Source organism: Desulfocapsa sulfexigens DSM 10523 (genome assembly GCF_000341395.1).
Lineage (GTDB): Bacteria > Desulfobacterota > Desulfobulbia > Desulfobulbales > Desulfocapsaceae > Desulfocapsa > Desulfocapsa sulfexigens.
In genome coordinates this window covers 996,127-1,018,283 of record NC_020304.1, presented here as the reverse complement: position 1 = coordinate 1,018,283, position 22,157 = coordinate 996,127, and the positions used below count along the sequence as shown (strand labels likewise).

Genomic DNA, 22,157 nt, shown 5'->3' with positions numbered 1-22,157 from the left:
TTTCTGGATAAGGCTTTGGAAGGAGTAGAAAGATGCAGGTAGAAAGAAAAGAATCCACCATGGATAGGGTCAATGTCGGGCTTGCCAGAAGATATAGGCGGGAAAAGCGATTTCGGCTCTTTGGACTTGGGGCGATTATTGCGAGTATCAGTTTTCTTGGGCTGCTTTTTGTATCCATTGGAGCAAACGGGTGGTCTGCTTTTCAGCAGGCCGAGATCCTTCTCGATATCCATTTTGATACAGAGCAGTTTGATGTGGACAATCTCTCCTCTGCAAATTATGGAGCGCTGGTAAAAAATTCAATGAAAGGCCTTTTCCCCGATGTGAAAGGCCGTAGTGATACACGAAATCTCCATAAACTTGCAAGTACTGGTGCCTCCTATGTCCTGCAGAAAATGGTGATGAAGGATACTGCTATCATCGGTTCCACACAGAAGGTCTGGCTACCCGCCGATGATGAAGTGGATATGTTTCTCAAGGGCTATATTTCCCGGGATGTTCCCGAAAGTGACCGGCGGCTCAATGATAAACAGGTGTACTGGATAGATCAGCTTGTAGCTGGGGGACGTCTTGAGAAGAAGTTTAATACCACTTTTTTTTCTGCAGGAGATTCCAGGGAGCCTGAACTTGCCGGAATTCGAGGAGCTGCAGTGGGCTCCTTTTTTACACTTGCAGTCACCCTGCTGCTTGCCTTTCCAATAGGTGTGGCCACCGCTGTCTATCTTGAAGAGTTTGCTCCCCGTAACAGGTGGACAGATCTTATCGAGGTGAACATCAACAATCTGGCCGCTGTTCCCTCCATTGTTTTTGGCCTGCTTGGGCTGGCGGTATTTTTAAATGTATTCGGAATGCCCCGCTCCGCTCCTCTGGTTGGTGGTCTGGTTCTTACTTTGATGACCCTGCCCACCATTATCATCGCTTCAAGGGCTTCCCTGAAATCGGTTCCCCCTTCCATTCGTGAGGCGGCACTCGGTGTCGGTGCCTCGAAGATGCAGGCCATAACACACCATATCCTGCCCCTTGCCCTGCCTGGAATGATGACCGGAACTATCATAGGAATGGCCCAGGCACTGGGGGAAACCGCACCCCTTCTGATGATTGGGATGGTAGCCTTTATTGTGGACGTACCAGGGGCGGTAACCGATCCCTCCACCGTGCTTCCTGTACAGATTTATCTCTGGGCTGACTCACCGGAACGTGCCTTTGTGGAGCGCACTTCCGCTGCCATTATGGTTCTGCTTGCCTTTCTTATTTCCATGAATGCAGTGGCAGTTTTCCTTCGAAAGAAATTCGAACGTCGCTGGTAGTTGTTGAGTTGTAATGCTCCTCTAATAGGATCGTAATCCTAACCTAACAATTGGCGGATATGGTGCCCTGTAGGTCATACAAGAGGATATGAATGAAATTTTGTAGTTAATCGTATATTTTTCAAAAGGAGAAAAGTAATGTTGAAGAAAGGAATTATTTTTACAGCAGCATCTCTGTTTGCTGTTACCGCTGTCTCAAATGTGCAGGCAGCTGCAGGTCGTGATTATATCTCAATCGTTGGTTCATCAACGGTCTACCCCTTTTCCACCACCGTAGCGGAGCAGTTTGGGAAGACCACAAAATTTAAAACCCCGAAAATCGAGTCGACCGGTTCTGGTGGAGGTATGAAGCTTTTTTGCGCCGGTTCCGGTATCGAGACTCCGGATATTACCAATGCATCGCGGAGAATCAAGTTTTCCGAGTATGAGAAGTGTCAGCAGAATGGGGTCAAAGAAATTATTGAAGTGAAAATCGGCTATGACGGAATTGTGTTGGCAAACGCCAAAACGGCAGAGCAGATGAAACTCAGTAAAAAGGATATTTTCCTTGCTCTCGCAAAAGATGTTCCAGATCCAAAGGGTGGTGAAACGCTGGTTGCCAACCCCTATATGACCTGGAAAGAGGTAAATGCTTCCCTGCCTGACACCAAAATCGAAGTCCTGGGTCCTCCTCCCACATCCGGTACCCGTGATGCCTTTGTTGAGCTTGCCATGGAAGGCGGTTGCAAGAAGATTGACTGGATAGCGGCTCTGAAGAAAACAGATTCAAAGCACTATAAGGCAGTCTGTCACACCGTACGTGAAGATGGTGGGTATGTGGAAGCTGGAGAAAATGACAATCTGATCGTACAAAAACTTGAAGCAAATCCCAAGGCAATTGGTATATTCGGATTCAGTTTTCTTGATCAGAATGGTGATAAAATTCAGGGTTCCATTGTTGATGGCGAAGAGCCGACCTTCGAGAATATTGCAGCAGGTAACTATGCGGTCTCCCGTCCTTTGTACTTCTATGTGAAGAAATCTCATATGGGTGTTGTTCCAGGTATGGCTGAATTTCTTGGAGAGTTCTCCAGTGACAAGGCCTGGGGGGAAGAAGGATATCTTGCTGATAAAGGGCTTATTCCAATGCCGGAAGATGAGCGTAAGCAGTTTGCTTCTGATATCAAATCTTCTAAAGACCTTGTTTTAAGCAAATAAGAAGGTTTTTTTTGATAAACAGCCGGGGCAGAATTGCCCCGGTGTTTGGGGATGAATATGGAAGCAATGAGTGCAGCGTTTAATATTGGCAATGTCCCTTATTCAGGGGCTGAAAGTATGGCTCAGGAAGGTGTTGCTGAAATGGAGAAGATTGAGCGGGAAAATCGAACAACCGTCGGCCAGCAATTTGTCGATGATGCGCGCATGACCTGCCGTGACGTCAATGTCTATTATGGTGAAAAGCACGCCATCCGTGACGTTTCCATTGATGTCGGCCGTAATGAGGTGCTTGCCATGATTGGCCCTTCCGGCTGTGGCAAGTCGACTTTTCTTCGTTGTCTGAACAGGATGAACGATACCGTGGACAGCTGCCGGGTTGAGGGGAAAATAATTCTCGATGAACTGGATATTTATGACAAGGCGGTGGATGTGGTTCCCCTGCGTGCCCAGGTGGGGATGGTTTTCCAGAAACCAAATCCCTTCCCGAAATCAATTTATGATAATGTTGCCTATGGTCCCAAGATTCATGGTCTTGCAACAACACGCGTTGAACTTGACGAGGTGGTTGAGAGTTCTTTGAAGAAAGCAGGGTTGTGGAAAGAGGTGAGTGACAGGCTTGATCAGCCGGGAACCGGCCTTTCCGGAGGTCAGCAGCAGCGGCTCTGCATTGCACGGGCCATTGCCGTACGACCCGAAGTGATCCTTATGGATGAACCCTGTTCAGCACTCGATCCAATAGCTACTGCGACGATTGAGGATCTTATTGCCGAGCTTCAGGAGCAATACACCATTGTGATTGTTACCCATAATATGCAGCAGGCTGCCCGGGTTTCCCAACGGACAGCCTATTTTCATCTTGGTGATCTGATTGAGGTCGGCAATACTGACAGAGTTTTTACCAATCCCCGTCACAGGCTGACTGAGGATTATATCACCGGTCGTTTTGGCTGATGTCGGTCCCTAACCATGCAGTTTTTTTTGGAGACATCAAATGTTCTTCCATATGACGCAGCTTATCAATTCCTGAAACAACAATTTTGGGATCTGAAATAAGTTTTTTTGCTGGAAGTTTTCCTTCATAGTTCATATTGGCCAGGATATGTTTAATGCAGTTGATCCTGGCAGTAATCCGCTAGATGGTCCTCCCTTTCCCGCGCTGCGTCTCTCTCTTCAAAAATGGCCGCTACGCGTTTTCCGGTGGCCTGCAAGGATTTTTGCATCTTCATGAATTCAATCCGGAGAGTTCGTGAATCCTCCTCATATTGGATATGCCTCCGGTAATCTATGTCAACGGAAGCGGTGAGGGGGGGGACTGCTCATGACCTTGTGCATGGACCAGGCATAGTCAATCATTCTACCCGCCGGATCTGAATCAATGCCCGGTCTGTAAATATTCCAAGAGCGTGGCTTACGGAAGCGTCCGGGGTGATGGTGAGAACCGGGGTTGTCATGATGTCCTGGAGAGTTTCCATCGGGCATCCTTTGGGGTGTATATGTCGGGTCTGTTCCCCCATTCATGTTGCCATGAATGAGGGAGTATCAGTGACCTGAGAGTAGCAGCAACAGGAATTTATCTTTTGCCGGCAAAGACAAGCTGTCCACCGAGGTGTCCGGCAAGACCAACGGCTGCAAGCATAAAACTTGACCAGATCAGAAAGAGCCAACGGTCCAGGGATGGGGTAATAAGAACATCCGGCTCTATTGTTTTCCAGATAACAAGACCAAACAGAATAACGGTGGCGACAACGCTTGCTGCAATCTTGATTTTAAAAACAGATGTCTTTGCCCCCTTATATTTTTTCTGCCAGGTGACATAGCCTGTGAATATTACCAGGGGCATACTCAAAAGCACAGCTATCATGTTATAATAGGCTGCATTAGCAAGACCCTGGGAGCTGGCTAACATACCCAGGACCAGAAGAAGAACGGCCACGGGGATGATTCCGTTTGGAGTGTGCACACTGATAGGGTGGAGGTGATTCTTCACGAGAAGGTCTGAGACCTTCTCAAAGAGAGTCAGCTGTTCCTGAGGGGGAGCTGTCGTAAGGACCTGCTCTTTCTCCGTGGCAATCTGAGCCGCCTCATCGATACTCTCTTCAGAGGAGCTTATCTCCACAAACTTCTCCCTGTCAGCTCCGCAGAGGGGACATTTCTCCGGTGGCTCATCACCTTCATGGATATAGCCACATACTGAACATTTCCATTTTTTCATATTTGTAATCCTCGTTGCATTGTTAGATGAGCTGCATTTCGCTACACATAAGGTCTACCTACCAGTTTTCACCAAGAAGCTCGAAATGAGCCTGGCCATGAGCACAGGCAGGGCAAAGCTCGGGAGCTTCTTTTCCCGTGTGGAGGTACCCGCAGTTGCGGCATCTCCAGCTTACATCCTTGTCACGCTGAAAGACTCGACCGTTGGTAATATTGTTCATCAGTTTCAGATAACGTTTTTCATGCTGCTTTTCTGCAACGGCAATGGCTTCAAATACCAGTGCGATATCATGAAAACCCTCTTCACGGGCAGTGGCTGCGAACCCGGGATACATGATAGTGTGTTCATAATTTTCTCCACCGGCTGATTCCTTGAGATTGTCGATGGTGCTTCCGATTTTCCCCGCAGGAAAGCTGCCGGTTATTTCTACTTCCCCGCCTTCAAGAAGCTTGAACAACCGTTTAGCGTGTTCTTTTTCCTGATCGGCCGTTTCTTCAAAGATGTGGGAAATCTGGACAAACCCATCTTTTTTTGCCTTGGACGCAAAATAGGTATAGCGGTTGCGAGCTTGCGACTCGCCGCAAAAGGCAGTTACAATATTCTTTTCAGTCTGGGTGTTTTTTAAAGACGCCATGGTTCAGTCCTCATTGTAATAGTTGGAGTGGTTTAGAGTAACGCTATCATCATTTGAAAGAGTTACTCAATAAAAATGTATCAATCTTTCTGATTTTCAGTAAACAACAGGCCGCGTGCATCTAAAACTTCAAGGTGAAGCTTTGAATGCACCGACTGGAGCACCATCATTAGTTGTGAATTTCTTTTTTTCCGATATTCTGCTTTTTCCTTATTATTTTGTTGTAAAGCACCAGAAGATGGTGCTTTGAGGTGTGGCCTCATTTTTTGTAGGTACGGTATCTTTGATAAGATTGCATCTTGCTGTCGGGTCAAAAAAATATATGTTACGTCTTATCAAGACAGCTATTACAGATACCATGAATCTCAAGATGACGGGATTCCACCTTACCCATGTTCTCTATAGTTTCGGGAAGTGTAGTGTTGTCAAAATCAGACCAGTAAATATCATTCACCTTCTTGCAGCGGGTGCAGATAAAATGATGGTGAATATCAAGATTCGTATCAAACAGAGTCCGTTCATTCATGACATGGAGCTTTTTAATCAATCCTAATTCATCAAAGGTAGCCAGGGTTCTGTAAACTGTGTCAATGGCTATAGTAGGGAGTTTTTTATGGATCCGTTTATGTATCATCTCAGCAGATGGATGGCCAGGGTGAGCTATCAACTCACAGAAAATCTCAAGCCGTTGATGGGTGAGTTTGATTCCCGCTTCGTTACAGAGCTGCTTGAGCTGCTCTAGATGTTTTTTGCTCAGTTTTTCTTCCATCATTTCTTATGTTGCCAGTAGGTTTCATTCTTAAATAAGAGCATACCATTGGAAGCGAATTAGTCAATAAAAATTATCACTATTGATCTTGTGATGGTTGTAATATATTGCTCCCAAGCAGTGCGGCACCAACTCCATTTCCTACTTCACAGAATTCGGGGAAATCCACCGTTGTGCCAAGCCTTTTAGCAACGCGGGGCAGGAAGTATCGTGCCGCAGCACCAATGCCAATAAAAGGGATTTTCATGCTGAATTTGACACCAAGGACTGGATGATCATTGCGGGTGGAAATAAAGCTGGTGAGTGATTTTCCCCAGTACCGATGAATGATGTAATCGATGAGAAGGTTCTCGATTCGGTCTTCAGTCATGGAGATGATCTTTTTGGAGAAACTTTTTGCATCCATATTGAGAAGTGCGCCAAGGATTTCTGCTCCATCCTTCGCCTCTGATTTAACACCAATATCTATCTTTCCAAGTACATGCAGAGCATCGGTTGGTGTGAATCCGGTTTCAAGAATGATCTGGTTTCTGGAGAGCTGCTCCAGTCGTTTATTGAGTGGAATCCCGGAAAAGCCGGTTCTTTCCTGAATGGATGCAGCGGTGGCGGGTCCTGCACCAAGGGCGTAAATAATGGGATCATCTTTTTGGTTATCTTCAAATTCGGGTAGCAGCATAATACACTTGGATTTCAGATCAGGCCCCAGCCAGTTTTTACAGCCGGGAAAACCAGCAGCCATGGCCAGAGGAATAACGCGGGATGGACCAAGGCTGATTTTGCCTTTGGTATCGACGATTACATGGCTGTCTCCACCGATTCCTCCTGTGAACATATCCACAGCTTCCATGTGGGTTTGCCATTCACCCACTTTGCAGCCATCGGCTGAAATCAGCATTTTACCATTTTCAACCATGGCGATGTCCGTGGTGGTGCCACCCACATCAACAACGAGTGCATGATCAACGTTTTGAGCTGCACCAAAACCCGCAGTACAGGCTGGGCCACTGGCCACGGTGATGCCTGCCTGTTCAGCTGCATCTGTTATGGACACCTGGCTTCCGTTCCCGGTGATCAGAACAACGGGGCAGTCAAGTTCATTTGCAATCATGGCCTCCTGGACTCCGGCAACAAAATCCTCCATGAGCGGCATCAGTTTGGCGTGGAGTGCTGCGGTGGCTGCCCGTTCCCGCATGCCGGTGTGCTGGCTCACGGTATGGGAACAAAAGACCGGCTTGGGGTCGAGCATGGAAATGGCTTTTTCCGTCACCAGTTCATGGCTGGGGTTGGTCATGGACATGGCAGAGCAGACGGCATAGGCATCAACTTCATTGCGTATTCCTTGAATGGTGTCAACGATATTGTCGATATCGAGTGTTTCCTCTTCCTGACCGCTTATGGTATGCCCGCCTTTGACAAATATGGTGGCGGTGATGGGGAGCTTGAAATGTTTGACATATCCGATAACAAAGGCAGCAACACGGGCACCTTTCTGCTCTATGACGGCATTGGTGGCAAGAGTTGTTGAAAGGGCCAGCCGGGATATATCACTCTTGTTCACACCGGAATGCTGAAGAAGACTTTTCAATGCTTTACCGGTGGAGAGAGAGAGGCGGTGATGGGTCGTGGGTTCTTTGGCAGTGGCCAGTACATTTTTGTTTACTATATCAAGAAGCACTGCATCGGTGTAGGTGCCACCGGTATCTATTCCAATAATATATTTTGACATGATCTTTAACTGTGTAGTTTTGTTCTCTGTTTATGGTGTGTTATCCTTGATACCATTCTTTTGTAAATTCTGCATCATTATCCAAAGAGTGGATCGTGGTAATTCTGGAACTCTGCTCCCCTTTTTTAATGATTGAACAGTTCGATGATTGTAGAGTGAGGTGAAGGATTTGGGAGGCAAGATGAAAGGTTTAAAAAGCATAGTGATATTTGAGAAAGAGACGGTCATTTTTGCCAATTTGCTCAAAAATATAATTATCACCATCCTGAAATGCCATTATTCCTGCAGTGATCCGACTGTTGTCCCAGGGAGAGAAAGAGCATGACAGTTGCTGCAGACCTCCCTGGTTAAAACCGTAGAGCTGAATTAAGGCAGAGGTTGCGAGTTTTTCACGGAAAAAGCTCCGGTGGTAACGTAATCCGAAGGCGACTACATTGCGTTTGGGGTAATCGAGGGTATCATCGAATTCCGGGTTCATGTCCAGAAGATGCCGGTAGGCAACTTCAAAGGTGAGGTAACTGTTTTCAAATCCCGAGTAGTCAAATCCTCCGGTAAAGTCTATTCTGTCCTTTCTTTCATCGGGAAGCTGATAGTATTGATGGCCGTTTGAAAACATCAGATCGGCCTTGTAGAGCCAGTTTCCTGCTGCCAGATTGGCCGATGTTCCCAGTATCTGTATCCGGTTGAGGGGACGAACTGTCACGTCGGCGGTGATGCCGACAAGATCCTGTTCCTGGGTAATAGAGGCGAGATAGAGAGATGCATCCCAGTTTTGGAAGGAGTGTTTTGCTGTTATTCCAACGCCGGTATCTTCCAGACGAAGACCACTCTCCTCCCTTGGGGGAAGAGGAAAGTCAAAAGGATAGAAATCGTTTCCATATACCGGGATTTCATCAGCCCTGTTTTCGTGAATCGCCAGGGCGGAAAAACTCCATCCACCTTTGTCTTGCCAGTCAGCTCGACTCATCCAGACCGGCAGACGCAGTCCGCTGATGTCGGAAAAGACAGGGTCACGGATATCCACGGGGTTAGTAATATCCAGAGGTCGGAAAATATCCGATTCACCCCAGACAACAATCTGCCGCCCAAGTTTGAAGGTTGTTTTTCCAAGCGCCCCTTCCAGGTAGACTTCATCCAGGTTAAGTTCATTTTCATATTTTTTTAAAACCTGATCAGTGAACTGATTGCGGCCTTGAACAGCATAACTGAAATCGTAAAAGCCGTGCCCTCCCATTTTGGCCTGCCAGCCATTGGGGAGTGTATAGCTTAAATCCAGTGAAAGGAGTGGCCTGAGAACGGCAAGCCCCTGATAATCATAGTCGCTTGATGAGGATGTGTGACTCCAAAGGGCCCAGGCTATATCCAGATCGATAAATCCAGAGATGCGATAAGGGCGTACTTCCGGAATTTCGGTAGTGAACTGTTCTGCGGGTACGGGGGAACTGTCAAATACGTCCATTATTGCGTCTAAACTCTCCTGTGCCAGGGAAGGAGAGGAGAAGGTTAGAAGAGCAATAGTCATGGTCAGAGGCACCACTGTTTGCACAAAACTGCTATTAAGCATCTTTTTAATAACCTGTCTCCAATTGGCGCAGGGAGAAGAGATCGTCGGAGAGATCCACATTAAAACGCAGATTTCGTGTTTGCAGAAGAGTCTGGTGAATCGTTGTCCGGTTCTCAGTGGTCCAGATACGAACCATGGTTGGAGACCAGATGGTATCAATTTCTTCAAGTTCCATGACATTCATATATCGCATACGGGTGGAGTTAAGCAGCCAGTTGACCGATCTCACAATTACATAATTATCCTTTCTGATGAGAAGCAGTGATTTTGTATATCCTTTCTTTAGAGCGTATCCTTCAGTTGTGGGACGCGCTTCGATAACCCAGACAGGATGGCCGTCTACCATGTCTTCCTTGACGAGGGTGTAGGTGGATTCGTCAAGGGAATCACTTCCCATGTCGGCATAGTTGAGGTCAGACCCCATAAATGCTCCTCCCTTATCACTGGTGGAAATACGTTTTGTCTTTCGAAGTGCCGGCAGATAGAGCCACTGTTCATCTTCCTGATCAGCCGCCTTGTAGTCACGGATAAGAAAGGCGGTTCCGTGAACATCAGCCGGGGCCTGGAAGTAGATACTTCTTGAGGTAAACAGTTCGTAGGTTTTGCTGAAAAGCTTTAATTGGCGGACCCGACGTGAACCGTTTTGACTGATCAGAATCATCTCAACTTCTGCAGTAGAACTGCTGCCGGTGTCCCTCTGTTGTACCTGTTGCATGATTTCCAGGGCCGAAAGTTGTGCGGCAAAGGTGCAGGACGGCAGGAGTGCAGAGAGAAAAAAAGGTAGAAAAAATATGGCTAATAGCGGCGAACGGTTCATATCGGTTTTTCTACTCCATCAGAAGGAATTTTTGGGCTATAGCTCACGGTCAGTATGGCTGGGGCAAGAAGAAAGTCAGCAGCCATGGCAAGAAGGATTGTGATCCCGGTCAACAGACCAAAATTAAAGAGATTGTTCATCTCAGACAGGGTGCAGATAAAGGCTCCTGAGGCAAGGATTACACTGGTAATCAGTATGGCACGGCCTGTGGTCAAAAGGCTGCTGCGTACTGCCTGATCTGTTCCCATACCACGTTTCTGATAACGGCGGAAGTTGTACATAAAGTGAATGGTATCGTCCACAATCAGACCAATGGCAATGGACCCGGAAAGCATGGTGTATATATCCAGCGGAATTCCCGTCCATCCCATGACTCCAAGTATGGTGGCGATGGGCAGGATGTTGGGGGCTAAGCTGATCAGTCCCAGTTTGAGTGTACCCATCATTAGAATTGTGAGCAGACTGATGATGCATCCGGCGAGAAGATAACTCCTGGCAGCACTGTGCATGGCTGCGCTGAGGGTACGGGCCAGGAGGGGGATCATGCCGGTGACTGAAACGGTAGCGCTTTCTCCCATGGTTGTACTGATTTCTGTTTCCAGTTCCGATAAAAAAGGCGCGTAGGCGACAGCGTCACGCCAGGGAGACATAATGCTGAGACGGGCAATAGCGTAATCACCATCGATCATTTCAAAAAGCTGGGCTGGAATACCGTTTTCCAGGAGCAGCAGTTCCTGGGCGGCAAGTTTTCGATCTTCAGGCAGTGAAGTGTTTTGAGAGTCAGGGGAGAGCAGAGCTATGTGAACATCATGGAGAAGATCAACCACAGAAGAGACCTGTGCCACCCTGATCCCCGCTGCTGAAAAGTTCTCAAGCCGCTGCTCTACCTGTTCAAGGCGCTTGAGGAATACGGGATCGTAGATACCATTCTTATGCCTGCTGTCAATCAGCACTTCTACAGATATTACTCCCCCAAGGGCCTCCTGTACCTTTTCGGTGGCCTTTCGCAGAGGAAGATTTTCCGGTAGCCAAGCCAAAGGATCATGGCTGAAATGAATTTTTGGAATTCCGCTGACAGCAAGAGCCACAAACAGGCCGGAGCAGACAATAATCAGGCGTGATCTGGTAACGGAAAAGCTGGCTACTGCAGAAAGGATCCGGTTTTGTCTCTGATAGCCGCTCTGGGAAAAACCGGCCCGTTTCTGGTCTGCAGGCAGAAATGCGAGGAGCGAAGGCACCAGAAGTATGGTGTAAATAAAGGCGATCATTACCCCTATGGCAGCAAAAAGTCCAAGATCTGCTACAGGAGCCACCTCTGCCCCGGCAAAGGAAATCAGTCCCACTCCGGTTGTGATGCTGGTGAGAAAAACTGGCATTCCGGAATGGCCCATGGTCGTGTTTATTGCAGATGCCTTATCCATTCCCTGGCGAAGATTATGGTAAAACATAGTCATCAGATGAATACTGGCACCCACGCCCATGGCCATGAGGAATGATGGGAGAATGATGGTTGGAGCCTTGAAGGCCTTGCCACAGAGAACCATCAGACCGATGGTGGATATCACCGAGCTACTTACTACCAGCAGGGGGATAAGCACACCTGCAAATTTTCGAAAAATAAGCCATAGCAGCAAAGCAATCAGGAGTGTGGCGAGCTTGATAAAAAGGGCTGCATCCTGGGTCATGGACCTGCGAAGAACCTGCTTGAGTATGGGCGTACCAGTGACAACCACCTCAAAGTTTTTTTCATGGTGGGTGCTGACTATTTTCTGAACAGCAGTGACAACGCTGTCATTTTGTGTATTGCTTAGCGAACTGGCTTCCGCTGCCTGTTTGGAGTTGTCAGGTTCGGTAAAACCCGCAAGAGCCTGATCCAGCGAAATGGGGTCTGTCTCGGTTTTTGTGGCAATTTTCAGAATAATTGTCGCAAAGTCGCCCTTTTTGGAAACGAGACGATTTTTCAGTAGAGGGTTGTCGTTGACCTTACTGCGCAATTTTTCCATGTCTGGTATGCTCTTTGGAAACCCTTGAAGCAATGGTGTTACAAAGAGCTGGTCACCCTGTCTGCTGGCAGCGGTTGCATTGGCCAGGCTGAAAATAGAGGCAAGATGGGGGACACCAAGGGCAAGTTCGTCATGGAGGAGGAGTAGCTGCTCAAGAAATGTTACAGTGAAAACGTCTTCTGTCCCGATTCCGATGAGAATCAGATCATCGGAACCAAAAATTTCCTGAAATTTGTGGTATTCTGTGATAGTTGGATCGCTCGGGGAAAGATATCCCTCAGTGGACGTGTCCCAGCGCATATTGGGGAGCTGGGCACCAAGTATTACCGTCACCGTTGCGCAAAACAACAGGGTACCCCCCCTGTATCTCTGCACCAGGGCACTGAGCTGTTGGAAGAGAGAATCACATCTTTTTAAAATAAATCCCATTGTTACGTCACTGTTTTGTCGGCTCCCTGAATATTTTTCCTCGTAATTGCTATAGATTAAAAGAATCACGCAGTGTAGCTGATTAATGAGTCAAAGACCATGGAAAAATATTACAAAAGGTGTTGTGCTATTCCCTGAACAGGTATAGATTGGCGGCGTTTGATTGGTGCTTTTTTTCTTGAGGAGATTACTATCCGTACTTTTTTTATAACCATATTCACTCCTCTGGCCAGATTTCTGTCTGGCTGGAATCCCAATACCATCACATATTTCGGTCTGTTGGGCGGTTGTGCTGCCGGGCTTTCTTTTTACCTTGCACGATTCGACACTGTTTTTTATCTACTGGGTGGAGTGCTTGTGGCTCTCTCCGGGGTCTGTGACAGTCTCGACGGCATTGTTGCCCGGATGTATAATCGTACCAGCCGTAAAGGTGATTTTCTCGATCATTTTTTTGATCGTATTGCCGATGTTGCTATTCTCCTCGGGCTCACCTATTCACCCGCTGCCAATAACGTGCTTGGAACATTCTGCCTGATCCTGGCGTTACTCAATGCCTATCTGGGTACTCAGATGGAGGCAACTTTCGGGGAACGATTTTACGGAGGGGTGGGGAAGGCCGAATTGTTTGTTGCTCTGGTTGTGTTATCCCTTCTGCTGTGGCTTTTCCCAGCACCTCTTGTGTATTTTTACAATTATCCTGTTGGATTAGTGAATATCTTTTTTGTGCTCCTCGCAGCGTTTATTCTTCTGAGTATGAGTCAGCGGTTTCGTCGCCTGGCTGTTCTGCTTTCCGATGAGAACGACTCCTAATGGGTAGGCAGGATATTGCCATCGGGGCTCTCGAACTGTGGTTGCTGCTTCCTGCTCTGGGGGTACCATTTGGGGTGTGGCAATACCGGAAAGGGTGTCCCGACTTTATAGTAAACCTGCTGGTGTGGATCATTCTGATCCCGCTTGTTGTTGTTTTTTCTTCGCTTGGACTTTCTGCGTTTACAGCCCTGGTGGCAGTGGCGTGTATTTGCGGTTGTCTTGAACTGGCAGGTCTCGATCCTGCTGACGGTAAATATGGTAACAAGATCTTAGTTGCTCTTGCTTGTTCTCTTCCCATACCGCTGCTGGCTTTCTGGTTCTCACCAGATTTTCCCTGGTTGCCGATCCTGCTGGCTTTATCTGTACCTTTCTGGGCCTTATTACTGCCACGATTCAAGGGGAGAGGCATCCCGGTCTGGACTATGGCACTGTCGATTGGCGCCGGTCTGGCATTCTGGATTGGGATTCACTCATTTAACTACGGTACTGATACAAATTATGTGTTATGGGCCTTTTCCGTTGTGGCGGTCAATGATATTCTGGCCGCAGTACTCGGCAAGATGATTAGAAGCCCCCATCCCTTTCCCACCCTGAGCCCAAATAAGTCTGTGGTCGGATACCTCGGCGGTATGGGAAGTGGAGTGGTCGCCGGTTTTTTGATCAGTTTCGCTTTACCCCACTTCGGCACCTCGCAAATTTTTACGGCGTCACTGTTACTGGCAGTTGCAGGTTCTGCCGGTGATCTGTTTGCCTCCTGGATCAAGAGGCGAAACAATGTGAAAGATTTCAGCAGGGTCCTGATGACAATGGGTGGTGTTCTGGATCGCTTGGATTCTCTTCTGGCAGCGGGTTGTGTCTTCTATTTTTATATCACTTTTACCGGGCTGTCTTGAGAAAGAAAGTGTCGAGTACTGGAAACGGCTGGCTGCCTCCCTTCTTATTCGCCATGCCCAGAATGGCGGGAACCTTTTCCCATACTGGTCTGTTCGTCCTCACTCTTCCCCTTCTGGTTGTGCAGATTACCGGTCCTGAGAGTAAAGGATTCCATCTTGCTTTTATTAACTGCTCTGCAGCTTTTATCAGTCTGTTTCTGCTCTGGTATGCCGGATCTTTTGTCGATCGTAGAGCTGATGGTCGTAGGCATCGATGGTTTGTGGTCACAACCGTTTCTCTGGCATTACCTCCCCTGGCAATGATAGCTTTCGTACAAGGATATGGAGTGGTGGCAACAGCAATGATAGCTGTCTTTCTGTCACGGGTTGTTACCGATGCTGCCCTGTTAACCCTCCTGACAGATGACGAGAGATTCCGTCCCCGTGAGAAATTTACCGCATCCCTGGTTTTTATGCATTTTCTTGGTTCCATAATGGGTGCCGCTGCCTTCGGATTCTTCCCCCTGTCACTCCCACTTACTCTTTCATACGCTTTTCTTCCTGTTGCAGGAGTTGCATTTGTCTTCACCTCCATGGCACTGCTCTCTTTTCTCCTGGTAACAAAAGATAACGGCCAAATAGGGAAAGAGAAACTTCCTCTGATATCACCCCTGGCCCTGACAGTTGATTTTAAAAAATTTCTCATGGCCCGTAGTTGCTTCCTTGCCGGTATCCTTATGGTACCGCTTTTTCTTGTTTTTATGGTTGATGATTTGATGATGGTGGAAGATGTCAAGCGTACAAGTGCAGAGCTGATGATCTGTCTGTTGCTTGGTGGACTGCTCTCCTCCTGCTTCATCGAACCTGTGGTACGAAAGGTTGGTGAGGTTGCTTTGCTGTTACGGGCCGGCGGCGTCCTTGCAGTGGTTGCTCCGGTTTTTCTTTTTATGTTGAGTGCAGGCAGTCCGCTGGTAATGGTCTGTATGGCCATTTTCGGAGCATGTTTTGGGGCGATTATGGTCGCCGGAACCTCTTTGAGTGTCAAGCTGGCAGCAAACACAGGTATGTCTGGCCGCTATATGGCTTTGGTGACAATGTCTACTTTTCTCTCTCAATTCCTGGCATCAGCCTCAGGAGGTCTGGTACTGGATCCGCTGAACCGGCTGGGTGAAAATCTTGGCTATTACGGGCTGCTTGGAATTGTGGAATTATTTCTCTTCTGTGGATGGTGGGCGCTACGGGGAATTAAATCATAGTCTGTCCGCTTCTTTTTTTGTGTTCAGCATCTTTCCTTTCGATCGCAATGAAAAAAGGTTATTCTCAGATAATGTCCTGGTGTATTCTTCCGAAATTACGATTCTTGAATATAAAAGATAAAGAGGAAATCAAAAGATAAAGAGGGAATGATGGGTTTTTTACAGATAGAAGGGAAGACATTTGTGGTTTTTGGCCTTGCCAATAAAAAATCAGTGGCCGCTGCCATTGCCAAAGTGCTCGTGGAGGAAGGCGGCAGGGTTATTCATGTGGTGCGCTCCGAGCAGCGGGCGGAAGCCGCCAGAAAACTCTTTCCTGATTCTCCCGTATTTCTCTGTGACGTAGAGGATGAGGCAAATATTATTCGGGTTCGGAAAGAGATAGGTGTGGCAGTAAATGAAGGAGAAGGTGGGCGTATTGACGGTCTGGTTCATTCCATAGCCTATGCAAACTATTCAGAAGGATTAACGCCATTTCATGGTACCCTGAAAAAGGATTTTCTTCAGGCCTTTGATGTCTCCTGTTTTTCTTTTATTTCCATCTGTAATCACTTCCGTGAGCTGTTTACCAAGGAGGCATCTGTGGTAACTATTTCCATCTCCACCACCAGTATGGCTGCTGAAAATTATGGTTACATGGCCCCCATCAAGGCGGCTCTGAACTCTTCCGTCTGTTTTCTGGCAAAATCATTTTCCTCGTTTTCAGATGTGCGTTTTAATGCAGTGGCACCAAGTTTGTTGAAGACCTCAGCATCAGCGGGGATCCCCGGTTATGTTGACAGTTACCTCTATGCTGAGAAAGCAATTTTACGGAAAAAAGCTCTCAAAACCCGTGAGGCCGCAGATCTTGCTGCCTTTCTTCTGTCTCCTCGTTCCTCCGGAATTACCGCTCAGACCGTGGTGGTTGACGCCGGTATGTCTGTAAATTATTTTGATTCCGAAATTGTCCAGGGAGCTGTTGGCTGAACAGGTGGCAGAGCAGTGTGTACTAAAATAAGACGAATTGTAGAGGAGACCAGTGATGACTAAACAGATAGAACTGCAGGACAGAATCATCGTTGCTCTGGATGTTGACAATCCCGAGCTTGCACAAGAGATGGTGAGGCGTTGTGAGTCCCGTACCCGTTATTTTAAGGTTGGACTTCAGCTCTTTATGGCCTCTTATTTTGAGGTGGTGGACTGGATCATTGATCGTGGCCATAAGGTGATGCTTGACCTGAAATTTTTCGATATTCCAGAAACAGTAAAACTTGCCGTTGAACAGCTCAACAACAGAGGGGTGTCCCTTGCGACTATCCATGGCAACGATGCAATTATCAGGGCTGCAATGGAGGCGCGGGGTGATCTGCAGCTGCTTGCAGTGACGGTGCTGACAAGCTTTGGCGAAGAGGATCTGCGGGCCATGGGGATGACCCAGTCCGTTGAGGATCTCGTCCTTTTCCGTGCCCGGCGGGCTCTGGAACTTGGATGTGATGGCGTTGTTTCTTCGGGCCTTGAGGCCGAACGTTTACGCAGGGATCTTGGTGATAAGTTGTTGATTGTCACTCCCGGTATCAGACCAGGGGCGAATGTGAGCGATGGCTCCGATGATCAGAAACGTATTATCACTGCCGGTCGGGCCATTGCAACGGGTGCCGATCATGTGGTTGTGGGGCGGCCGATCACCAAGGCTGCCGATCCGCTTAAAGTACTGGAGGAAATGCAGCTCGATATCCAGAAGAATATTTCAGGATAATCGTGAATCCACCCTGGTGGAGGGTTACTCTGATCAAATCTGGAGGAATTTGTTGGATTTTGTGATATCGATGGAGCCAGTGAGTCGGTTAAGAAAATGAGCAGTCTCCGGGGAAAGATCAATAAATTCGAGTCCGTATTTTTGCTCCCTGGATGCGCGGGAAACGGCGCGTTCTTTAAATTTAAAGTTTTTTCCGATACGGCCTTCCAGAAGTAATTCGTCGCCAATGGCAAGCCGGGCTCGCGATGTCATAAGGAGGCCGCCGGGCGAGATATTCAGCACAACTGCCGGGTGGTGTTTTCCCGTTGTGGTGTTTTTACAGTAGATGATAAAATCATCGGTCATGATTTGCCTATGGTTGATTCGTCGGTATTTTCGTCGTTCCTGCTCTTGTGCTGGATTTACGATGGGTATGCTGCCTTCTGCCTCGTACTCCTCATCCACAATCTCTTCAAAGTCCGCTTCGTCCACCTCCCATAACATGGGTTGTGCATGATACTTCTCCACAACCACCTTTTCCATTTTTTGAGCTTTGACTGTCTGAGGTGCCGGCGGGCGGGTGACCGGAACAGGCTCCGTTTTCTTTCTTTCCCAGAAAAGATAGCTCAGGGCTGTCCCTCGATTTGCCTGTTGAATAATTTGTTTGTCCATTCGGGTCATTCTGAGTAACTCGAATATACGTTCATCAACTCCGCATAATACCAGTTTACCAACCCCATCGATTTGCTTGAGGGCGCGCACGACGGATCCAAGTCCGGTGCTGTCAACAAAATTCACAAGCGACAGATCCAGTAGAATATCCAGTTTGCTCTTGACCAGAAACCCGTTCATTGCAGCTAAAAATTCCTGTGCAAGCGAAGAATCCAGACTGGATCCTTCACAGGTAATTATAAAAATGGACTGAAAAATTTCTGTTTTTATTCGCATTAGGGGCTTCCGTATACAAATACCAATGGTAGTTGGGAACGTTTTCTGAAGATATCAATATAATAAGAATGTTACCATGAAATCTTTAAAATTCAACAAGATTACAGCTGCAAGTTCTTTGTAGGTAAATGACGATCATAGCGACAGGAGCTGTCTTAAAAAAAACACACGGTTATGGCCGAATATTGAGTCGTTGTTTTAACTGTATGGATACTTAATTACAATTTGAAAATGTAGCAAAAACACTTTTGCTTGGTACTTTGGAGGCAAGCGGCACTCAAATTGCAAGTGTTTTGTAAGACATAATTGTATGAAGTTGGCCTGATGCTTTTGACTGTCAGGTTCGTTGAACCGTATTTTTCTTTGAGAGAGTAAGATGATAGATATCGAGAAAACACATCTGCGCCCGGCAGGAAAGGGATTTGTCCTGGCTGCAATTGGAGATGGGCTTCCAATTATGAGGCGGTTGGTTGAAGCTTATACAGGAAAAGATAATAAAAAATATATAAAATTAAACGGAGATATCACCCCTCTGCTTCCCAGTCATATGTTTATGTCCGGAAACTAAGTGTACACTTGTGGAAACCGGATGTATGATCTATGGTTTCCACTTTTCTTATAATCAAAAGATATCATTTATATCCCAATCCTCTTACCGAATCCTCGTCAATCAGCTTACCGTGACCACTACAGGAAATATCGGATATCAGGTCTTAGCTGAAGTATTCATCTGGAAAGGTCAGAACCACTCATGCCTGGCATGGTTTGATCGGTTATGATAATTTCCAATCCATTAGGATTGTACTGAAATGTCGAATCGTTAGCTTGTATTTTTTCAAAAATGATTTCCCCACCGGTATTTGTAAGTAGTTGTTTTTTTGTTTGAGCTGACCCTGTGGGTCCTATTATTGTGAGTAATAAGAAAATAGGTTTATTGTCCAAAAGGTACTAGTTGTTGTAATGTCATTAACTATAGGGTCAATACACCATTTGATTATCTTTGCGGGAATCTTTTTATACAAAAAAATCTATGTCAATCCCTTTAAAACAGTTTCAGGAAGCCAGAGAACGGCTGAAAATAATAATCAAACCAACCTCGCTTATTTATAGTGAGTTTTTGAGTGAAGAGTATAAAGCCGACATTTATATCAAGCCGGAAAACCTGCAACGTACCGGTTCTTTTAAAATTCGCGGGGCTTTTAATCGTATTGCCGGCCTCTCACCGGAACAGCGAAAGCATGGCATTGTCACAGCCTCTGCTGGAAATCATGCTCAGGGGGTAGCCCTTGCGGCACAGCTCTTTTGTAGCATGGATTCACAGTGTTGTGCCCGTGCGACGATTGTAATGCCGGAGACGACTCCGTTAATAAAGGTAGAGGCCACACAGAAACTCGGCGCCGTGGTTATTCTTCATGGTGACAGTTATGATGAGGCGTATGCTGAAGCCCGTCGCCTCGAAAAAGAGCATGGTTCTGTCTTTGTTCATCCTTTTAATGATCTTGAGGTGATTATCGGGCAGGGGACCATTGGTCTTGAGATTCTTGATGAATGCAGCGATGCCGATCTGGTTTTTGTTCCCGTTGGTGGTGGTGGCTTACTTGCAGGGGTTGCTGCGGCAATTAAAGCGGTTAATCCTTCGGTACAGGTGATTGGTGTGGAACCTGATGGTGCTGCCGGAATTACAGAGTCGCAACGTGTGGGATCGCTGGTTGAACTCGATTTTGTGGATACCATTGCCGATGGCGTGGCAGTGAAAAGCTCTGGAGATCTCTGTCTTGAAATTATCCAGGACACAGTCGACGGTATGGTGACAGTACCGGATACCGCAATTATGCAGGCACTTCTTATTTTGATGGAGCGGCAGAAGCTTGTTGCAGAAAATGCCGGAGCACTGAGCGTGGCAGGGCTTGCCCATTATGATGTAAAAGGGAAGAAGGCGGTCTGCCTTGTGAGCGGTGGCAACATCGATGTACTCACAATGTCAGAGATGATCCATCGTGGCCTTGTGTCTCGTGGCAGGTTGTTTAGCTTTGCCGTGGAACTTCTGCATAAACCTGGAGAGTTGCTGAAGATCGCGAGTATTCTTGCCTTACATAATGCAAATGTTGTCAAACTTGACCACGATCAATTCCATAATCCATCACGTTTTAAAAGTGTGCGTCTTGATGTAACTGTTGAAACCAATGGCCGTGCACATGTAGAACAGATAGTTGCTGCCCTTTCGGAGGCAGGTTATACGATTATCTGAAAGCCACCTTACAGGATTTTTTAACTCAAGAAAAAAAATTAACTGCCCCCGAGCACAGACTTTTCGTCAGCACTGGTTCTTTTATTGATATATTCATCCATTCTAATCCAAGGACCTTTACCAGGTTCTACTTCTGTATTATCGCGTATTTCTCCGCAATAGCAGCAAATAGGTAAAACACCTTTTAGTATTTTGATTTCATCCAAGGCTTTTTGCAGATTGGTGTTTAACCTTCTCACTTCCATCAGATTTTGATGTAGGGCCATTGCAATTGTAATGGCACGATCAATCTTGGGCATTTGATATCCATTAAAATCAAAGAAGGATAGAGAGCATTGGCCATTTTTATTGCCTCTTTACCTTCATTGTTGCGAGTTTTCCCAATGTTACTGGCAAGTGTTATTTATTTAATTAAATATCCCGATTACCATCGAAACTCAGCTTTGCAACCCGGAGCTGTTCCGTGTCGATTATATGGGACGCCATAAACCCATCCCTGGGGGCTCTGCTGCGGCCGTCCAGGCCGCAGATGCCCATATAATCAACACGAAACAACTCCTTCTCAGGCGGTTAGGCTGAGGATTAGTGGTAATAAGGTTAAATATTCTTTCAAGAATGGCATTGATATCTATTACCATATTGTGTAAACAATGGCAGCTCAAGGTGAATAACGCTAATTTAAGTGGTTGCATCACTCTACCTGCTTCTGGTTTTTGTTATTGTCTGTTTATTTCTTTATATACTGATATATGTTGTCACTATGGGATAGTGAGGGGAAGGATCAAGTGAGAAATCGATACGTTCTTGTGTATATTTTATTGTTCCTGGTGTGTCTCTGTGCTATGCCGGCTGTTGCCAGAGAAATTTTCTTTGCTCCCCTGCCCATGGAGCAGAAAGAAAAGGTGATAAGGCAGATAATGCCCATGCTTCATTTTCTTGAGAAACCTCTTGGTCAGCATCTATCTGTTAAATATTTTAGCAATTACGAAGAAATTCTAGATAAATTCAAGACCGAAGAGATAGATCTGGTTATCCTTGGTCCCCTTCCTTATGTTCAATTACGTGAAACATATCCGGATGCGGAACCCGTTGTCCGCTTTCTTAATGAGCAGGGTGAAGGGACATATACATGTGCTCTTGTTACCGGGGTTGAAAGTGGACTTACATCCATAGCAGCTCTTAAAGAGCAACGCCTGGCACTGACCCAACCTCACTCCACCTGCGGTTACTTGTGTACAGACAACCTCCTGCAGCAGGTCGGATTGTCTGTCAATGACACTGACTTCCAATACCTGGGCAGTCATCAAGAGGTTGCTCTTGCGGTTATTCGTGGAGAATTTAAAGCTGGTGGTATAAAAAGCTCAATCGGTAAAAAGTACGTACATCTCGGCCTTCAATTCTTAGCTGAGTCAGCTTCTTTGCCTGGATTTGTGCTTGTTGCAAATAAGAGAACCCTTACGGATAAGCAGATAGAAATACTCCGTAACGTCTTGCTCCAATTGCGGCCACTGGATAACCCAACTCACCGTAAACTTGTGGAAGAGTGGGGGCAGGGTATTCGGTATGGTACCTTAATCGCACATGATAGTGATTATGATGTGATTCGAGATCAGTTACGGGGGGTCATTATTCCGAGCAAGGATTTTCATTAACT

General features: G+C 46.7%; 22 protein-coding genes. 11 read left to right on the top strand and 11 right to left on the bottom strand.

Going from position 1 to position 22,157, the window contains the following annotated elements:
• The first annotated feature begins 32 nt into the window (after positions 1–32).
• From pstA to pstB, 3 genes are all read left to right on the top strand, one after another.
• Positions 33–1,307, top strand: coding sequence for a phosphate ABC transporter permease PstA (gene pstA / locus UWK_RS04465; protein ID WP_015403158.1), 1,275 nt, complete (start codon positions 33–35; stop codon positions 1,305–1,307).
• A 138-nt stretch (positions 1,308–1,445) separates the two neighbouring features.
• On the top strand, positions 1,446–2,504 hold the full coding sequence (locus tag UWK_RS04460) for a substrate-binding domain-containing protein (protein ID WP_015403157.1): 1,059 nt from the start codon (positions 1,446–1,448) through the stop codon (positions 2,502–2,504).
• A gap of 141 nt (positions 2,505–2,645) precedes the next feature.
• Positions 2,646–3,455, top strand: coding sequence for a phosphate ABC transporter ATP-binding protein PstB (pstB, locus tag UWK_RS04455; RefSeq protein ID WP_228130062.1), 810 nt, complete (start codon positions 2,646–2,648; stop codon positions 3,453–3,455).
• Between the two features lie 152 nt (positions 3,456–3,607).
• Here pstB and UWK_RS20120 read toward each other — a convergent pair whose 3' ends face one another.
• From UWK_RS20120 to UWK_RS04415, 9 genes are all read right to left on the bottom strand, one after another.
• Complete coding sequence (locus UWK_RS20120; RefSeq protein WP_407637468.1) at positions 3,608–3,724, bottom strand: hypothetical protein; 117 nt, start codon at positions 3,722–3,724, stop codon at positions 3,608–3,610.
• A 129-nt stretch (positions 3,725–3,853) separates the two neighbouring features.
• Positions 3,854–3,976, bottom strand: a complete 123-nt coding sequence (locus tag UWK_RS19260; protein WP_015403154.1) for a CBS domain-containing protein — start codon at positions 3,974–3,976, stop codon at positions 3,854–3,856.
• A gap of 98 nt (positions 3,977–4,074) precedes the next feature.
• On the bottom strand, positions 4,075–4,716 hold the full coding sequence (locus UWK_RS20030) for a rubredoxin-like domain-containing protein (protein ID WP_015403153.1): 642 nt from the start codon (positions 4,714–4,716) through the stop codon (positions 4,075–4,077).
• 58 nt (positions 4,717–4,774) lie between these two features.
• Positions 4,775–5,350 carry a rubrerythrin gene (gene rbr, locus UWK_RS04445; RefSeq protein WP_015403152.1) on the bottom strand — a complete coding sequence of 192 codons (576 nt, stop codon included), beginning with the start codon at positions 5,348–5,350 and terminating at the stop codon, positions 4,775–4,777.
• A gap of 325 nt (positions 5,351–5,675) precedes the next feature.
• Complete coding sequence (locus UWK_RS04435) at positions 5,676–6,122, bottom strand: Fur family transcriptional regulator (RefSeq protein WP_015403151.1); 447 nt, start codon at positions 6,120–6,122, stop codon at positions 5,676–5,678.
• Between the two features lie 76 nt (positions 6,123–6,198).
• The gene (locus tag UWK_RS04430) at positions 6,199–7,845 is read right to left on the bottom strand and encodes a hydantoinase/oxoprolinase N-terminal domain-containing protein (protein ID WP_015403150.1); all 1,647 of its coding nucleotides are present in this window, start codon (positions 7,843–7,845) and stop codon (positions 6,199–6,201) included.
• A gap of 190 nt (positions 7,846–8,035) precedes the next feature.
• On the bottom strand, positions 8,036–9,409 hold the full coding sequence (locus UWK_RS04425) for a DUF1302 family protein (protein WP_015403149.1): 1,374 nt from the start codon (positions 9,407–9,409) through the stop codon (positions 8,036–8,038).
• Between the two features lie 4 nt (positions 9,410–9,413).
• Positions 9,414–10,226 carry an outer membrane lipoprotein-sorting protein gene (locus tag UWK_RS04420; protein ID WP_015403148.1) on the bottom strand — a complete coding sequence of 271 codons (813 nt, stop codon included), beginning with the start codon at positions 10,224–10,226 and terminating at the stop codon, positions 9,414–9,416.
• Complete coding sequence (locus UWK_RS04415) at positions 10,223–12,658, bottom strand: efflux RND transporter permease subunit (protein ID WP_015403147.1); 2,436 nt, start codon at positions 12,656–12,658, stop codon at positions 10,223–10,225. Before UWK_RS04415 ends, UWK_RS04420 begins: the two co-directional genes overlap by 4 nt.
• 159 nt (positions 12,659–12,817) lie before the next feature.
• Between UWK_RS04415 and UWK_RS04410 the strand changes: the two genes are divergently transcribed.
• The 5 genes from UWK_RS04410 (at position 12,818) to pyrF (ending at position 17,328) form a co-directional block, all read left to right on the top strand.
• The gene (locus UWK_RS04410) at positions 12,818–13,468 is read left to right on the top strand and encodes a CDP-alcohol phosphatidyltransferase family protein (protein WP_015403146.1); all 651 of its coding nucleotides are present in this window, start codon (positions 12,818–12,820) and stop codon (positions 13,466–13,468) included.
• Positions 13,468–14,361, top strand: a complete 894-nt coding sequence (locus UWK_RS18220; protein ID WP_015403145.1) for a phosphatidate cytidylyltransferase — start codon at positions 13,468–13,470, stop codon at positions 14,359–14,361. The genes UWK_RS04410 and UWK_RS18220 overlap by 1 nt, the downstream gene beginning before the upstream one ends.
• Before the next feature lie 8 nt (positions 14,362–14,369).
• Positions 14,370–15,596, top strand: coding sequence for a hypothetical protein (locus UWK_RS04400; protein WP_153304819.1), 1,227 nt, complete (start codon positions 14,370–14,372; stop codon positions 15,594–15,596).
• Positions 15,597–15,746: 150 nt separating this feature from the next.
• Positions 15,747–16,559: an enoyl-ACP reductase FabI gene (locus UWK_RS04395; RefSeq protein WP_015403143.1), complete on the top strand. Its 813-nt coding sequence runs from the start codon at positions 15,747–15,749 to the stop codon at positions 16,557–16,559.
• A 55-nt stretch (positions 16,560–16,614) separates the two neighbouring features.
• Positions 16,615–17,328, top strand: a complete 714-nt coding sequence (gene pyrF, locus UWK_RS04390; RefSeq protein WP_015403142.1) for an orotidine-5'-phosphate decarboxylase — start codon at positions 16,615–16,617, stop codon at positions 17,326–17,328.
• A 33-nt stretch (positions 17,329–17,361) separates the two neighbouring features.
• On the opposite strand, the gene UWK_RS18215 is transcribed toward pyrF, so the two are convergent.
• A complete protein-coding gene (locus UWK_RS18215) occupies positions 17,362–18,255 on the bottom strand; it encodes an STAS domain-containing protein (RefSeq protein ID WP_015403141.1) in 894 nt (297 codons plus the stop codon).
• A 376-nt stretch (positions 18,256–18,631) separates the two neighbouring features.
• On the opposite strand from UWK_RS18215, the gene UWK_RS04380 reads away from it, so the two are divergent.
• Together UWK_RS04380 and ilvA are read left to right on the top strand one after the other, a co-directional pair.
• On the top strand, positions 18,632–18,823 hold the full coding sequence (locus UWK_RS04380; RefSeq protein ID WP_015403140.1) for a hypothetical protein: 192 nt from the start codon (positions 18,632–18,634) through the stop codon (positions 18,821–18,823).
• A gap of 462 nt (positions 18,824–19,285) precedes the next feature.
• The gene (ilvA, locus tag UWK_RS04375) at positions 19,286–20,503 is read left to right on the top strand and encodes a threonine ammonia-lyase (RefSeq protein WP_015403139.1); all 1,218 of its coding nucleotides are present in this window, start codon (positions 19,286–19,288) and stop codon (positions 20,501–20,503) included.
• A gap of 38 nt (positions 20,504–20,541) precedes the next feature.
• Here ilvA and UWK_RS04370 read toward each other — a convergent pair whose 3' ends face one another.
• Positions 20,542–20,802: a hypothetical protein gene (locus tag UWK_RS04370; protein WP_015403138.1), complete on the bottom strand. Its 261-nt coding sequence runs from the start codon at positions 20,800–20,802 to the stop codon at positions 20,542–20,544.
• 486 nt (positions 20,803–21,288) lie between these two features.
• On the opposite strand from UWK_RS04370, the gene UWK_RS04365 reads away from it, so the two are divergent.
• Entirely contained in the window at positions 21,289–22,155 is an 867-nt protein-coding gene (locus UWK_RS04365) for a PhnD/SsuA/transferrin family substrate-binding protein (protein WP_167320717.1), read from the top strand.
• Positions 22,156–22,157 lie beyond the last annotated feature (2 nt).

Coding starts and splice junctions, on each gene's coding strand:
- UWK_RS04425 (WP_015403149.1), bottom strand. CDS start 9,409: ATGCTTAATAGCAGTTTTGTGCAAACAGTGGTGCCTCTGACCATGACT.
- UWK_RS04420 (WP_015403148.1), bottom strand. CDS start 10,226: ATGAACCGTTCGCCGCTATTAGCCATATTTTTTCTACCTTTTTTTCTC.
- rbr (WP_015403152.1), bottom strand. CDS start 5,350: ATGGCGTCTTTAAAAAACACCCAGACTGAAAAGAATATTGTAACTGCC.
- UWK_RS04430 (WP_015403150.1), bottom strand. CDS start 7,845: ATGTCAAAATATATTATTGGAATAGATACCGGTGGCACCTACACCGAT.
- UWK_RS18215 (WP_015403141.1), bottom strand. CDS start 18,255: ATGCGAATAAAAACAGAAATTTTTCAGTCCATTTTTATAATTACCTGT.
- UWK_RS04380 (WP_015403140.1), top strand. CDS start 18,632: ATGATAGATATCGAGAAAACACATCTGCGCCCGGCAGGAAAGGGATTT.
- UWK_RS19260 (WP_015403154.1), bottom strand. CDS start 3,976: ATGGAAACTCTCCAGGACATCATGACAACCCCGGTTCTCACCATCACC.
- pstB (WP_228130062.1), top strand. CDS start 2,646: ATGGAGAAGATTGAGCGGGAAAATCGAACAACCGTCGGCCAGCAATTT.
- pyrF (WP_015403142.1), top strand. CDS start 16,615: ATGACTAAACAGATAGAACTGCAGGACAGAATCATCGTTGCTCTGGAT.
- UWK_RS04395 (WP_015403143.1), top strand. CDS start 15,747: ATGGGTTTTTTACAGATAGAAGGGAAGACATTTGTGGTTTTTGGCCTT.
- UWK_RS04435 (WP_015403151.1), bottom strand. CDS start 6,122: ATGATGGAAGAAAAACTGAGCAAAAAACATCTAGAGCAGCTCAAGCAG.
- UWK_RS18220 (WP_015403145.1), top strand. CDS start 13,468: ATGGGTAGGCAGGATATTGCCATCGGGGCTCTCGAACTGTGGTTGCTG.
- UWK_RS20030 (WP_015403153.1), bottom strand. CDS start 4,716: ATGAAAAAATGGAAATGTTCAGTATGTGGCTATATCCATGAAGGTGAT.
- pstA (WP_015403158.1), top strand. CDS start 33: ATGCAGGTAGAAAGAAAAGAATCCACCATGGATAGGGTCAATGTCGGG.
- UWK_RS20120 (WP_407637468.1), bottom strand. CDS start 3,724: ATGCAAAAATCCTTGCAGGCCACCGGAAAACGCGTAGCGGCCATTTTT.
- ilvA (WP_015403139.1), top strand. CDS start 19,286: ATGTCAATCCCTTTAAAACAGTTTCAGGAAGCCAGAGAACGGCTGAAA.
- UWK_RS04370 (WP_015403138.1), bottom strand. CDS start 20,802: ATGCCCAAGATTGATCGTGCCATTACAATTGCAATGGCCCTACATCAA.
- UWK_RS04460 (WP_015403157.1), top strand. CDS start 1,446: ATGTTGAAGAAAGGAATTATTTTTACAGCAGCATCTCTGTTTGCTGTT.
- UWK_RS04415 (WP_015403147.1), bottom strand. CDS start 12,658: ATGGGATTTATTTTAAAAAGATGTGATTCTCTCTTCCAACAGCTCAGT.